The organism is Haladaptatus marinus (genome assembly GCF_051194195.1).
On the sequence record NZ_JBLZNK010000003.1, the window covers coordinates 300,852 to 313,241 of the forward strand.

Genomic DNA, 12,390 nt, shown 5'->3' on the forward strand with positions numbered 1-12,390 from the left:
CAGTGACTAGATGCTCGGGAGACGCACGCTTCTCCGGGGGATGTGTGGGGCTGGTGCCGCCATGTCGGGGATACGGGGGATGCAGAACGTGACGGGACGAACGAACGGAGCGGAACGAAAACGAATGGTAGCGAAACAAATGAGGGAGACAATGACGGATTTCAGCACACAAGCGTTCGAAGATGGGAACCGGATTCCGAGGGAGTTCACCTGCGAAGGGCAAAACGTGTCGCCACCGCTCAAAATCGAGTCGGTGCCGGACGACGTGAACTCACTCGCAATCATCGTAGACGACCCGGATGCGCCGAGTGGGACGTTCACTCACTGGCTCATCTGGGATATTCCACCGGAGACGACGCAAATTCCGAGGAAGGTTCCACAGATGGAAGTCGTATCCGACCTCGGCGGGGCGAAGCAAGGTGAAAACGATGCCGAGGAACTCGGCTACCTCGGGCCGTGCCCGCCGATGGGCGACGGTCCACACACCTACCGATTCACGCTGTATCTGCTCGAACAACAGCCACGACTCGGGGCAGGCGCGACGAAGGATGCCCTGCTCGACGCGATGGGTGGGATTCGACTGGGACGAGCTCGATTCACGGGGGAGTTCCAACGAGGGTAAGTCGGAAACTCGCCCGTTGATTCGGTGCCGCGTGTGGTCTACTCACTGATGCGGCATGTTTATATATTCCATCTGTAAACAACATATAAATAAAATAAACATTCAGCTGTTCGGTATCGCCGTCATCCTGGCCGGGGGTTTCGTTCTGGTCGCCGAGACAACTGGGGTAGGCTGGCCGGATCGTTATCTCGGATACTGGGTCGTTCTCCTCGGTCTCGGAATCAGTCTCATCTCCGCCTTCGAGGGATTTTTCGTAGAATCCGTTCCCCCGGAGGAGCGTTGAGCGGATGGGAACCCAAAACCGACTTGCAACCCAAGTGACAAAGAGAAACGATGCCCGAAATCAACGTGAGCGTCGAGGATAGCACGGATACCGAAGCAATCCGAGCCGTCGTTACCGCCGCGTTCGGTCGAAGCGACGAGGCTGATCTCGTCGATGTACTCCGCGAGTCATCTGCCTACTGCTCAAATATATCACTCGTCGCGCACCTCGATGGCGATATCGTTGGCTACGTCATGTTCGCTGAAGTCACTCTGGACAAAGCCCTCGAAAAAGAAGCGCTCGTCCTCGCTCCACTCGCGGTTGACCCCGACTATCAACGTACGGGCGTCGGAAGCCGGCTCGTCCGCGTCGGTCTGGAAATAGCACGAGGGGCGGGCTACGAACTCGTCTTTCTCCATGGCGACCCGGACTACTACGAACGATTCGGGTTCACGTCCGCCATCGACGCTGGCTTCGACAACCCGTTCGACATGCCTGACGAGGGTTTTCAGGTGTGTGACCTCACGGGAGGGACACTTGGAGACGTTGCTGGCACGCTGACCTACCCGGAACCGTTTCGAACGTAAACCAGGGTAACCGTCGCCCCACAGTCGATACAACAAAGTCGGCACGGGACGCGGGTTCAGGTGCTATGATAAAGATGGTCGATTTGCTGGTTCGCAAGGATGGCATGACCCACGAGGAGTTCGAGGATTACTGGCTCAACGAACACTCGGACATCGCCAAGGAACTCCCCGGTCTACGAAAGTACGTTACCTCGGTCTCGAAAGACCCGGAAAAGGCGGGCTACGACGGCGTCCTCGAACTGTACTTCGACTCGACTGCCGACATGAAAGCCGCCTTCGACTCCGAGCAGGGCAAGAAAGTGATGGCCGACGCCGCGGAGTTCCTCGACATGGAACAGGGACCAACGCTCATCCTTGAAGAGACGGTACAGGTTGACGACCTCGAATAGCCGAACAGAGTAGGGAGAAGGAAAAGAATTTTTCGCGCCGTAGTCGATGCATGGAGACAGTTCGTCGTCCGTCCATTTCGTGGAGCGACCTTCCCGCCCTGCTCGTCAGTATCGTGGTCTGCCAATTGGCGGGCATCGTTCCGTCAATTCTCACCGCGAACGATGTCGCGACGTGGTATACGACGCTCCAAAAACCGGCATTCACGCCACCGAGTTGGGTGTTTGGCCCGGTCTGGACGACGCTCTACCTGCTGATGGGAATCGCGTTGTATCTCGTTTGGCGACGAGGAAGCCGAGTCGCGCTCGCTCTTTTCGGCGTCCAACTCGTCCTCAATGCAGCGTGGACACTGGTCTTCTTCGGCATGCGCTGGCCCGCCGGTGGACTCGCCGTCATCATCGTCCTGTTGGTCACCATCGGTGCGACGATGGTCGCGTTCGCTCGCGTCGACCGTCGTGCTGCCCTTCTGCTCGTCCCCTACGCGCTCTGGGTCGGTTTCGCAACCGTCCTGAACTACGAACTCTGGCGATTGAACTGACGGGAGTTTACTGGTTCGCCGGGCGACCACATTTTTGGACTGGCACGATGTTACCAGAGTCATGGATTTGGGGGTATTGGGTACCGCGAAAATCGCGCATCATTCATTCGTTCCGTCGGTCTCGGGAACTGACCACGAAATCACGGCCATCGCGTCACGGAGCCGGGAGCGAGCCGAACAGTTCGCCGAAACGCACGGTATTTCGCGAGCGTTCGGGTCGTACGAGGAACTCCTCGAATCCGATGTGGACGCGGTGTACATTCCGCTCCCCAACGCGCTTCACGCCGAATGGACGAAACGCGCCGCAGACCACGGACTCCACGTACTCTGTGAAAAACCGTTGGCGGTGAACGCCGAGGAAGCCCACGAGATGGGCGACTACTGTGATGACCGAGACGTGACGTTGATGGAGGCGATGATGTTCCGGTATTATCCCCGAACCGAGCGAATGGCGGAAATCGCGGACGAACTCGGCGACGTTCGCTCCGTCGATGCCGGGTTTCACACGTCCCTTCGTCGGTGGCCCGAAGGGACGCGATTCGACCCTGAACTCGGCGGTGGATGTCTGCTCGACGTGGGAGTGTACGCCATCGAAGTCGCACGACTGTTTTTGGGCGAACCGGAGCGCGTCGTCGGGCGCGTCGCCGACCCCGAGGAAACCGGCGTCGAAACGCAGGTCTCCGGCATCCTCGCCTTTTCCGGCGGGCGAACCGCACAGGTCGATTGTTCGTTTCGTCTACAGGATGCCCAATACTGCCGGGTCGAGGGAACCGAGGGACGACTCCACGCAGACCGAGCGTTTTCCGTCGGTCGAGACCCGAGCGAGTTCGAACTCCACCTCTTGGGGAGACACGTTACGGAATCATTCGCGTCGGTAGACCCCTACGCCCTCGAACTGGAGCGATTCGTGGAGTACGTCGAACGCGGTGAGCGCCCACGAACGGATGCCCGAGAAGCGGCACGGACGCTGGCCGTGGTCGATGCGCTTCGAGAAAGCGATGATATCGGGGAATGGGTAGCCATTCCGGTGTAAGTACCCGAGTGAGCATTCCGGAGGTGGTTCCGGAGTCCCTTTTTCGGAGAACGTTCCGGATTACTCGTCCTGACAGCAACCGCCAGCCTGCTGGCCGAAATCGACCGCGAGCGGGGCAGAAATCGCGCGGTTCAGGTCTTCGAGCCGCGCCGAGAGTTCATCCTGTGCCGTGAGGTACTCCGACATCACGGGAAGCGAGTGGAGGTCTTCCTGTGCGTCCTGTACTTTCGTCACGTCTTCTTGGGTCGCCTCGCCGGTCTGGCGCGCGAGCATGAACTCCTGGCGGAGTCGCTCGAATTTCTTGATTTTCTCTTGGGCGTCCTCGTCCGCTTCGACTGCGGCTTTCGCCTCCTCGAACTGCTGGTACTCCGGCGTGTCCACAATCGCTTCGCCGAGTTCGGTCGCCATCTCCTCCACGGTGGTTTCCTCGTCGCTCACGTCGGCTTTCGTGTCTACGCTCATGGGCGAAGGTTCGGACTGGAAGGGTTTAGGCCTGCCGAATGGAGTAGTCGGCGGTGGTTCTGTTGAAATCCGCAGGTGATGATAGATGATTCACAATCGTCCGTCAGCCGTATGATTTCGTCAAATGGTGTGTCTCAGTAGCGTGCTTGCTATCGTTGGTCTGTCGTCTTGTGCAGTCAGCGATTAGGGAAGACCAACTTCTTCAGCCCCTTCTGAGCCTCCATTTTCTCGAACGCCGTCTCAAGCCCCTCCAGACCGAACTCGTCGGTGACGAGCGTATCGACATCGATTCGGCCGTTATCGAGCAGTGTCACCGCCCGTGAGAACGTGTCCGGCGTGAGCGAGTAACTTCCGACAATCTCGCGCTCTTCAAAGAACAGATCGAACGGCGAGAATTCGACCGTCACGTCTTCAGGGGGAACGCCGAAGATGAGCGTTCGTCCACCCGGCCCCGCGAGGTTGTGTGCCTGTGTGATGGTTTCAGGGAACCCGACAGCCTCGATGGCAACGTCAACGTCTCCGACGAGGTCTGGAATGACAGCCGTCAGGTCTTTTTCGACCGGGTCCACCGTATAATCGGCTCCGACTTCAAGACCAACTTTCCGTCGCTCAGCAACTGGTTCGGAGAGGACAATGGTTCCGGCACCACTCGTCCGTAGCGTCTGGACGAGCAACTGGCCAATGAATCCCCCACCAATCACGACGACGGTTTCACCGCTTGTCAGGTCGATCTGGTCGATACCGTTGATAACACAACCGAGTGGTTCAGCGAATGAGGCGGTTCGGTAATCGAGATCGCCGATGCGCTCGACGTTTCCAACAGGGACAGTTGCGTACTCTGCAAGCGCACCGTCGGTGATGTTCTTGGCCGTCCCACCGATGGAGGTGAGGTCGTGACAAAGATTCTCCCGACCGGACTTGCATGCCCGACACTCGTTGCAGGGAACCGAGGGGTTGATGCTCACCCGGTCACCTACCTGGAAGTTATCGACATCGTCACCGACGGCGGCGACCTCGCCAGCACTCTCGTGACCAGGTACCATTGGGTAGTCGACCGTGAGTGATCCACTGTACATATGTAAATCCGTCGTACAGACGCCACAGACATTGATCTCGACGAGGAGTTCGTGCGGAGCAGGTTCCGGTCGCTCCGTGTCGCCAATCTCTACCGTATGGGCGTCGGTTAGTATGGCGGTCTTCATCGTTTCATGCCAATGGATGCCACCGCAAAGAGGATGATGAAATTTTGTGCTGAGTAGTGACTTATGACCGAAAGCCCATACGAGTCGGTTATGATGTCTACGGCGGTTTTCACAGGAAAATAGAGCTGAAATTCACAGTATTACTTGTTGCCTTTGTACTCGACAATTCAACATCGCTTCCGTGGCCGAGACACCCTTTACATTCAGCACGCTACCTCTATTGATTCCAGAAGCCCTCAACAAGCCTCATCCACCGAAACCGGGAACACCGTGCTTAAACGTACTCACCAATAAAGCATCTCCAATGAGCCAAGAGAGCGAGTACAGCGAGGGGGATTTGCGGAAGACCGGAATGTCCCTCAAACACGACCGGGAGTGGGATTACGAACTCGAACGAATCATCGAGGCGGTCGAGGAACGCGACGCCGAAAAGGTCGGCTTGCAGTTCCCCGAGGGACTCAAACGCCGCGGCCCGAGCGTGGCGGACGACCTGCGGGAACTGCTCCCCGACGACGTGACGATTCTGCTCTCGGGCCAACCCTGCTACGGTGCCTGTGACCTCGACACCTACCTGATGAAGCGAACCGACGTGTTCGTCCACTTCGGCCACTCGCCGATGAAGAACACGGACAAGGTCATCTACGTCCCGCTGTTCTCCAACGTCGATGTCTTCCCCATCATGGAAGAGTCGCTGGAGGAACTCGAAGTCGGCGACGTGGGTCTGGTCACGACCGCCCAGCATATGAACCGCTTCGAGGAGATGAAAGAATGGCTGGAAGACCGCGGTTTCAACGTTCACACCCGCAAGGGCGACGACCGACTGACCCACGAGGGACAGGTGCTCGGCTGTAACTACGCCTCCGCGGATATCGACGCCGATCAAGTGCTCTACGTCGGCGGTGGCAAGTTCCACCCGCTCGGACTTGCAATGGAACACCCGGACAAAGACGTCGTCATCGCCGACCCCGTGAACAACGTCGTCACGGTGGCGAATACCGAAAAGTTCCTGAAGCAGCGATACGGCGCGGTTCACCGCGCGATGGACGCCGAGAAGTGGGGAGTCATCTTCTGCACCAAAATCGGACAGGGTCGCTGGGACGTGGCGCAGGACATCCTCGACGAGAACGACAACGCCTACCTCATCACGATGGACGAGGTGACGCCCGACCGCCTCCGAAACTTCAACATGGATGCCTTCGTCAACACGGGGTGTCCGCGCATCACGACCGACGACGGGCCGCAGTTCCACAAACCGATGCTCACTCCCGGCGAATACGAAGTCGCGGTCGGCAACAAACCGCTCGACTCGCTCGAATTCGACACCTTCCACGGCACGTGGTAGGAAAATTATTGTAGCGGTTCTTCCCTCTTCTATCATGTCTCGCCCTCCCGACAGCCAACGCGAAAACCTTCTCTCCCGCAGGCAGTTTCTCGGGGCTATGGTAACCAAATGTATCAAGTAGTGTATGATTGCTGTTGTGGGACGATTAGTTGGTTTGAGGACTACTCTTTCCAGATGAGCCGGTCGATGTGCCCTTCCATCACCGCTTCATCGTTCTGATTGTGACACATGACCGAACTCGTGAGCGTGTAGCGGTCATCTCGTTCCTCGACTGTTTTGTTTGTCCATTCACAGCTGATCGTGTTCCCAGTATACACCGGTTTGAGGAAGTCGAACTCCATCGTCCTGGCGATATAGCTCAAATTGCCGCCGATTTTCGTCGGGAGAGTGGCCGTGAGCAGCCCCTGAACGACCAGACGGCCTTCCTCGTCAGGTTCGGTGTGAATCGCCTGCTGGTCACCTGAGACCTCACCGAATTGGCGGACGTCCTCTTCGGTAAATGTCCGTTCGTAGTTGTAGACTGAGCCTTCTTCTGGCGGTAACGACATCGACATGAGCGTACCATATCTCCGATGTCGCTGGGGGAGTAAAAACCTACTGCGCGGTGATTACGACAGATAGACGGCTATCTGTTACTCGGCGTGATAGACTCACAGCTCTCTATCAAAAAACGGCGATCGATGCACCGATTTGTTTCACGGTGATTCGGAGTAACTCAGTCTCGTTAGACACGTTCCGAGAGTGTTTGGAAAGTAGCTGCCTCGTCTGGACATTCAGGATGGGTTCGAGGCGAACCAGTCGATGCTCACGACAATGAAAAACGCTACACCAGCCAGAAACAGGGGATACCAGAGTTGGTTGACCACTTCATCGCGTGGAACATTGCCAACCAGCCCGATAAGTCCTGCACCGAACGTTGCGACTGCACCTCCCAATCCCATTAGTACTGCCCGCCACCTGATTCTCCACCCCATGTGCCCGAATTCGCACGTAGTGATATAAACGTACTTTAAGGACGCATCACCCTCCTGCTACACCACACTCAGTTTCGCACACCGAGCCTCTACGACTGGACTTAGCGTACTGTGTCCTGTCAGCGTTTACGGGTTGCAGCAGAGCCGGTGACTACGCTCAGAACTGCGCGACGACTTCCGACATACAGCCGTCGCCGGGTTCCTGATACGAGAAGTGGTCGGGGACGTAGTCCACGTTGTGGTCGGTGTAGTTCGCGAGCGGCGTTCCCTCACAACCTTCCTCGCCGACGGCGGAATCGAACTCGCCGGTCGAGTATGCCCAATTCAGCACATTGTCGCCGTCCTTCCAGAAATTATCGAGCGACCCGACGACGTTTGCGATGTCGTCGCCGTACTCGCCATCCACTGCGACGGAATCGTTGTCCGCCGCCGCGCCGAGAAGGGTGGCCGACTCAACGTAATCGCGGTATTCCCAGGAGTTGAGCGCTTTGATGGTCGCGGGAACGACGCGCCCGCCGAGGGAGTGACCGATGAGGCGAACCCGAGCGCCGGTTTGGGCGCGGTAGTCGGTGATGAAGTTGGCTAACTTCGCGCCGTTCCGCTCGGCGATATCGGTGGCAGGCCACCAGTTATCGACGCTCGTGTCAGAGTCGTAGCTGAATCCGATGACGGGATGGTCGTAGCCATTGTTTCGGAGCGACGTTTTCACCGTCTGGAAATGGTCGGGTGCGACGTCCTTCTCCACCAGCCACCCGTGGACGGAAATCATCACCTCTTCGGGGTTCGCGCTTCCGTAGCCGGGAACGTCGCCGACAGTACTGTAATCCGTGGCAGTGTGGCCGTCGGTCAACTGGTCACCGTACCACCAGTGGATGTCGAAATGACCGCGCGTCGTCGCACGGGGAAAATCTGCCGGGCCGACGATGTCCCCATCGTCACCTTCGAATCCGGCGGCGGTTCCGGCCACGCCAGCGAGTCCGACCGCGGCGGTGGCCGTGCCACGCAGGACGGTTCGACGGCTTACTCGGTGATTCGGAGCTGTATCACTGGTGGTATCGTCTACCATAGTTTTATTGTTGGTTGCAAAAATTTATTTCTATCGGAAAAATTTATTGAATCAGTCTTTTTCGGTCTCGATTCGGTAGGTGCTTCCCTCGTATTCGATGAGTAATGTCGAGTTCCCGAAATAGGTGTCACGCCCGTCGAGTCGAACTTGGGAAACCCCGTCTTCGAACGACGCGAGGAGGTTTCGAATCGGCGTGAGACGAATCACCTGTTCCGGGATTTTCCGAGTCGTCTCAGCGTTCGGATTTTCGACACGCGTGGCGAGGTACGCTGTGTTGGCTTGACTGGCTCGGACGTGTTTTTCATCGCCATCCCGACTGACTACCTGAAGGTCATCCATCGGCGTGAGCGATAGCGAATCGCCGACCAGTTCGAATCGGGTGGCGGCCCCGGTTCCGTTGTCGTACTTTTGCCCCTGGAACAATCCATCGATGCCGAATGCGTAGGTTCCGCCGCCGAGTCCGGGGAGGGTGATGTCTTGCTCGCTCTGTTGTCCATCGATCGAGCGAACGAGATTCGTGATGTCGATGGCCAGGTTCCACGTGTACGACCCCCCAGAGTCGAGTATCGCGCCGAGGTCAGGTGCCATCCGCGGGCCAATTCGATACCACTGTCCATCGACCAGTTTCCAGACAGTCCAGTGGTACGGCCCGAAACCGAACGTCGCTCCCGTCTCATTCGACAGCTTGAACGAAAGCGTAGCTTTCGGCAATTCGACTCGCTTTTTCTACGGGTTCATCAGGAGGTTCGTGTCAGGGGCCGCGTTTTGGTAGCAGACGACCCGTGATTCTCCGAACGGTAGGCAGTCGTTTTTACTCGGAATCCTGAGGTTCGGTGACGGCGATTCGGTTATTCCGTGCGTCGTCGTGTCCCGTGTCTGGTTCGCCATCGTCGTTCCCGGTATCGATGTCTTCGGTGAGTCAGTGCCGGAACTCCTCGGCGACGATTCAGTGAGACAGCCAGCGAGGAGGACGGAACTGACGGAGGCGAGAACCGTTCGGCGCTTCATACGTCTGCCATCGTAGTTTTCTGGTAAATGCTTTCAGATGATTGAAAAATATGTTTCACCCAACACGATTACTATGGGGCATACACAAACCTTTTTGTATTCCCAGTAGGTATGGTGTTAGTATGAGCGCAACTCGTCCCACGACAATCGAATCCGCCATCGAATGCTGCCGACCGACCGACAAGACCCCCGTGACGCTCGACGCATCCGCTCTTCCGAGCGCGCGAACTGACCTACGTGAACTTCAAAACGAACTCGACGCGAACGACCTCGTTCCCGCGGGCGTGACGGTTGACGCTTGCTTCGACGCGGATTGTTCCTTCGCCACGCAGGACGAAGCCGACCGCATCCGCGAATGCGTTCGAACCGCGGCGTTCCTCGGCGCTGGCACCGTCACCGTCGAGTTCGGCGATGTCACCGACGAATCGAAAGTTCGGCCCTCCCTCGCTGCCCTGAAAGAGCGTGCGCGCCGCGAAGGCGTCACGCTCGAACTCGACGGTCCGCTCTCGCTCGACGCCTGAAACCGGACACCGAAACCCTATTCTTACGTTTCCCCACTTCGTCTGCCCACGTATGGGGAAACGCGCGCTGGAACGTCGGCTCTCTACCGTCGTCGATTTCGACGACCCGCAGGTCGAACTGGAGCAGTATCCGACACCCGCAGACCTCGCGGCACATCTCGTTCATCTCGCCGACGTTCACCACGATATCGCCGGGAAGACAGTTCTCGACCTCGGAACCGGAACCGGCATGCTGGCGCTCGGGGCCGCAACCCGTGGCCCCGAGCGCGTCGTTGGACTCGACAGGGATTCTACCGCAATCGAGCAGGCCCGCGAAAACGAACGCCGTGTCGCACCCGAAACGTCCGTCGAATGGATCGTGGGCGATGCAACTCGCCCGCCGCTATGTCAGTCGAAATCCGACCCCGAATCGGCCGACTCAGCACCGTCGATGACCGTGCTGATGAACCCGCCATTCGGCGCACAAAAGAGCAATCAACACGCAGACCGTGCGTTTCTCGAAGCGACCGCTGACGTCGCGGACGTCTCCTACTCGATTCACAACGAGGGAAGTTTGGATTTTGTGGAGGCGTTCGCCGAGGACGAAGGTGGGGATGTGACACACGCGTTTCGGGCGGCATTGCCGCTCTCACCGCAGTTCGAGTTCCAACGTGAGGAACGAAAAGTAATCGACGCCGAAGTGTTCAGAATCGAGTGGCGTTAACCGCCGTAGGTTTCCTTTTTCGCCACTTGTACGCGGGTATCGTTGACCACGGCAACGATGCGGTTTTCCCCTCGCTCGAAGGTCACGTTTGTCAGTGTAATGGACGAGTTCGGGGCCGGGAGCGGCCCGCTCGCAATTGTCGAGTTGTTATTCGAAAGTTCGATGGCGAATCGGCCTTGCCGTGGTGCGATGGAAACCTGTTTCCCGGCGAGAACCGGGTTGGCGTTCGCGGCATCGGATGCAAACGCGTGTTGCCAGCGACCCGAGTCCGGTCGTAGCCAGACCTGATAGGCGGTTTCGCCGCCGGTCGCACTCCACCCCTCACGTTTCACGTGTACCGCTTTCGCCCAACCGACACCGCCAACCCTGACCGTCCGCCGTCCGGCGTGTGCCAGTTGCCCCTGTGATACCTCGCGTGACCAAATCTCCCGGTCTTCGTTGACCACGATAACTCCGCTCGTGTTCACCTGCGTCGTCTCGCCACCGAGCGAGACGTCGATGACTGACACCTTCTGATTCGGCACGTTCTCGGCGTACATCACGGTGTAGCCATCGACTTCGACGCCGGTATCGACGGATCCGGTGCCGTCGCCGTCGATTGCCGTGAGGTTTACCGGAATCGCGATTCCAGCCATGGCAACGAGCGGAATCATGAAGAGCACGGTTCCCGCCTGTCTGGCATTTGGGCCGAACGATTCGCGGTCGGTCGTTCGAACCGCGACCGTGACGAGGATTGCTAGTGCGAGGACGAACAGGACGCCCAGTCCACGAAAGAGGACGTACTTTTCCAAGCCACGGTACCACCAGAGCGCCCAGAGGGAAAGCGACATCAGGAGGACGAAACTTCCGGCCCAAATCCGGAGGGCACTCAGTCGAACGTTTCGTCGGCGGAGGACGTAGACGCCCGCCATCGCACCGAGGAAGAATCCCAGTGTGTGCCCCTGCACGGCGATGCCGAACCACCACGGACGTGAGAACGATGTCGATGCCTCACCCGTTATCTGCGGGTTACGAAGTGCCAGATACAGCGTGTTGACGACGCCCTGCGCGGAGAGCGCGACGATGGTTCCCAGTGGATACCGAACCAACGCGAATCCGACGAACGCGAAGACGACGCCCGAAAATCCGATGACAGGCCCCCACGCGAAAAAACTCGTTCCGAGTGCGATGATGATGACACCCAGCGGGAACAGCAAGAACGCCCGAATCCACGGGGTCGTTCGCCACGACGACCCGGATGTTTCTCCCTGCCCGGTCGGATAGTGGCTAAAGAAGTATTCCGCCAATGGAGCGACTGCGAGCGTGCTCGTCATATTGCCGAGGAGGTGTCCCGGCCCGGCGTGGGAAAACGACCCGAGGAGCATTCCCAACGGGTAGAGATACGACCACGACGCGAACGCAACCGTGACGGGATTTTGCCAGTGGTTCCAGCCATCCTGTACGAACAGGTAGACGGCGATGACGCCGACCACGGAAACGAGCGTCCCCCACGGGACACCGAAGAGGAATCGCTTGCGAAGCGCCGCTCCCCACTTCCCCCGTGGACGGTCTAAAAACCAGACGACGAGAATCGAGAGCAACAGGCCAAGCGGGATTGCGACCCGAATCGGCCACCCGTCGAGCAACGACACCATAGTCGAAGTGTGTGACCACGACGGTATAAATGAACCCGTCCTGTTCCGT

At 58.2% G+C, this 12,390-nt stretch carries 16 protein-coding genes; 8 read left to right on the forward strand and 8 right to left on the reverse strand.

The features are described 5' to 3' along the window. Positions 1-10: 10 nt before the first annotated feature. The 5 genes from ACN2TU_RS07325 (at position 11) to ACN2TU_RS07345 (ending at position 3,429) form a co-directional block, all read left to right on the forward strand. A complete protein-coding gene (locus ACN2TU_RS07325; protein WP_435154322.1) occupies positions 11-622 on the forward strand; it encodes a YbhB/YbcL family Raf kinase inhibitor-like protein in 612 nt (203 codons plus the stop codon). Between the two features lie 333 nt (positions 623-955). Next, a complete protein-coding gene (locus tag ACN2TU_RS07330; protein WP_435154324.1) occupies positions 956-1,471 on the forward strand; it encodes a GNAT family N-acetyltransferase in 516 nt (171 codons plus the stop codon). Positions 1,472-1,536: 65 nt separating this feature from the next. Then, positions 1,537-1,860 carry an EthD family reductase gene (locus tag ACN2TU_RS07335; protein ID WP_435154326.1) on the forward strand — a complete coding sequence of 108 codons (324 nt, stop codon included), beginning with the start codon at positions 1,537-1,539 and terminating at the stop codon, positions 1,858-1,860. Positions 1,861-1,910: 50 nt separating this feature from the next. After that, positions 1,911-2,396: a TspO/MBR family protein gene (locus tag ACN2TU_RS07340; RefSeq protein WP_435154328.1), complete on the forward strand. Its 486-nt coding sequence runs from the start codon at positions 1,911-1,913 to the stop codon at positions 2,394-2,396. Positions 2,397-2,457: 61 nt separating this feature from the next. Further along, entirely contained in the window at positions 2,458-3,429 is a 972-nt protein-coding gene (locus tag ACN2TU_RS07345) for a Gfo/Idh/MocA family protein (RefSeq protein WP_435154330.1), read from the forward strand. 60 nt (positions 3,430-3,489) lie between these two features. Here ACN2TU_RS07345 and ACN2TU_RS07350 read toward each other — a convergent pair whose 3' ends face one another. Together ACN2TU_RS07350 and ACN2TU_RS07355 are read right to left on the reverse strand one after the other, a co-directional pair. Continuing rightward, a complete protein-coding gene (locus tag ACN2TU_RS07350) occupies positions 3,490-3,891 on the reverse strand; it encodes a YlbF/YmcA family competence regulator (protein WP_435154331.1) in 402 nt (133 codons plus the stop codon). A gap of 176 nt (positions 3,892-4,067) precedes the next feature. Next, a complete protein-coding gene (locus ACN2TU_RS07355) occupies positions 4,068-5,093 on the reverse strand; it encodes a zinc-dependent alcohol dehydrogenase family protein (protein WP_435154333.1) in 1,026 nt (341 codons plus the stop codon). 304 nt (positions 5,094-5,397) lie between these two features. On the opposite strand from ACN2TU_RS07355, the gene dph2 reads away from it, so the two are divergent. After that, complete coding sequence (gene dph2 / locus ACN2TU_RS07360) at positions 5,398-6,435, forward strand: diphthamide biosynthesis enzyme Dph2 (protein WP_435154334.1); 1,038 nt, start codon at positions 5,398-5,400, stop codon at positions 6,433-6,435. 161 nt (positions 6,436-6,596) lie between these two features. Here the strand turns inward: dph2 and ACN2TU_RS07365 are convergent, their stop codons facing one another. From ACN2TU_RS07365 to ACN2TU_RS07385, 5 genes are all read right to left on the reverse strand, one after another. Continuing rightward, positions 6,597-6,989, reverse strand: a complete 393-nt coding sequence (locus tag ACN2TU_RS07365; RefSeq protein ID WP_435154336.1) for a MaoC/PaaZ C-terminal domain-containing protein — start codon at positions 6,987-6,989, stop codon at positions 6,597-6,599. A gap of 219 nt (positions 6,990-7,208) precedes the next feature. After that, positions 7,209-7,409 carry a hypothetical protein gene (locus tag ACN2TU_RS07370; protein ID WP_435154338.1) on the reverse strand — a complete coding sequence of 67 codons (201 nt, stop codon included), beginning with the start codon at positions 7,407-7,409 and terminating at the stop codon, positions 7,209-7,211. Positions 7,410-7,566: 157 nt separating this feature from the next. After that, positions 7,567-8,475, reverse strand: coding sequence for an esterase/lipase family protein (locus tag ACN2TU_RS07375; RefSeq protein WP_435154340.1), 909 nt, complete (start codon positions 8,473-8,475; stop codon positions 7,567-7,569). Between the two features lie 51 nt (positions 8,476-8,526). Next, complete coding sequence (locus tag ACN2TU_RS07380) at positions 8,527-9,186, reverse strand: hypothetical protein (RefSeq protein WP_435154341.1); 660 nt, start codon at positions 9,184-9,186, stop codon at positions 8,527-8,529. A gap of 15 nt (positions 9,187-9,201) precedes the next feature. Then, the gene (locus tag ACN2TU_RS07385; RefSeq protein ID WP_435154342.1) at positions 9,202-9,483 is read right to left on the reverse strand and encodes a hypothetical protein; all 282 of its coding nucleotides are present in this window, start codon (positions 9,481-9,483) and stop codon (positions 9,202-9,204) included. 122 nt (positions 9,484-9,605) lie between these two features. Here ACN2TU_RS07385 and ACN2TU_RS07390 point away from each other — a divergent pair, with 122 nt between their 5' ends. Next, positions 9,606-10,004, forward strand: coding sequence for a DUF7961 family protein (locus ACN2TU_RS07390; protein WP_435154343.1), 399 nt, complete (start codon positions 9,606-9,608; stop codon positions 10,002-10,004). A gap of 52 nt (positions 10,005-10,056) precedes the next feature. Then, positions 10,057-10,707, forward strand: coding sequence for an METTL5 family protein (locus ACN2TU_RS07395; protein WP_435154344.1), 651 nt, complete (start codon positions 10,057-10,059; stop codon positions 10,705-10,707). On the opposite strand, the gene ACN2TU_RS07400 is transcribed toward ACN2TU_RS07395, so the two are convergent. Then, on the reverse strand, positions 10,704-12,341 hold the full coding sequence (locus ACN2TU_RS07400) for a rhomboid family intramembrane serine protease (protein ID WP_435154345.1): 1,638 nt from the start codon (positions 12,339-12,341) through the stop codon (positions 10,704-10,706). The two genes, ACN2TU_RS07395 and ACN2TU_RS07400, sit on opposite strands and share 4 nt — an antisense overlap. Between the last annotated feature and the right edge of the window lie 49 nt (positions 12,342-12,390).

Coding starts and splice junctions, on each gene's coding strand:
- ACN2TU_RS07390 (WP_435154343.1), top strand. CDS start 9,606: ATGAGCGCAACTCGTCCCACGACAATCGAATCCGCCATCGAATGCTGC.
- ACN2TU_RS07365 (WP_435154336.1), bottom strand. CDS start 6,989: ATGTCGATGTCGTTACCGCCAGAAGAAGGCTCAGTCTACAACTACGAA.
- ACN2TU_RS07325 (WP_435154322.1), top strand. CDS start 11: ATGCTCGGGAGACGCACGCTTCTCCGGGGGATGTGTGGGGCTGGTGCC.
- ACN2TU_RS07340 (WP_435154328.1), top strand. CDS start 1,911: ATGGAGACAGTTCGTCGTCCGTCCATTTCGTGGAGCGACCTTCCCGCC.
- ACN2TU_RS07335 (WP_435154326.1), top strand. CDS start 1,537: ATGATAAAGATGGTCGATTTGCTGGTTCGCAAGGATGGCATGACCCAC.
- ACN2TU_RS07330 (WP_435154324.1), top strand. CDS start 956: ATGCCCGAAATCAACGTGAGCGTCGAGGATAGCACGGATACCGAAGCA.
- ACN2TU_RS07345 (WP_435154330.1), top strand. CDS start 2,458: ATGGATTTGGGGGTATTGGGTACCGCGAAAATCGCGCATCATTCATTC.
- ACN2TU_RS07350 (WP_435154331.1), bottom strand. CDS start 3,891: ATGAGCGTAGACACGAAAGCCGACGTGAGCGACGAGGAAACCACCGTG.
- ACN2TU_RS07355 (WP_435154333.1), bottom strand. CDS start 5,093: ATGAAGACCGCCATACTAACCGACGCCCATACGGTAGAGATTGGCGAC.
- ACN2TU_RS07400 (WP_435154345.1), bottom strand. CDS start 12,341: ATGGTGTCGTTGCTCGACGGGTGGCCGATTCGGGTCGCAATCCCGCTT.
- ACN2TU_RS07375 (WP_435154340.1), bottom strand. CDS start 8,475: ATGGTAGACGATACCACCAGTGATACAGCTCCGAATCACCGAGTAAGC.
- dph2 (WP_435154334.1), top strand. CDS start 5,398: ATGAGCCAAGAGAGCGAGTACAGCGAGGGGGATTTGCGGAAGACCGGA.
- ACN2TU_RS07370 (WP_435154338.1), bottom strand. CDS start 7,409: ATGGGGTGGAGAATCAGGTGGCGGGCAGTACTAATGGGATTGGGAGGT.
- ACN2TU_RS07395 (WP_435154344.1), top strand. CDS start 10,057: ATGGGGAAACGCGCGCTGGAACGTCGGCTCTCTACCGTCGTCGATTTC.
- ACN2TU_RS07385 (WP_435154342.1), bottom strand. CDS start 9,483: ATGAAGCGCCGAACGGTTCTCGCCTCCGTCAGTTCCGTCCTCCTCGCT.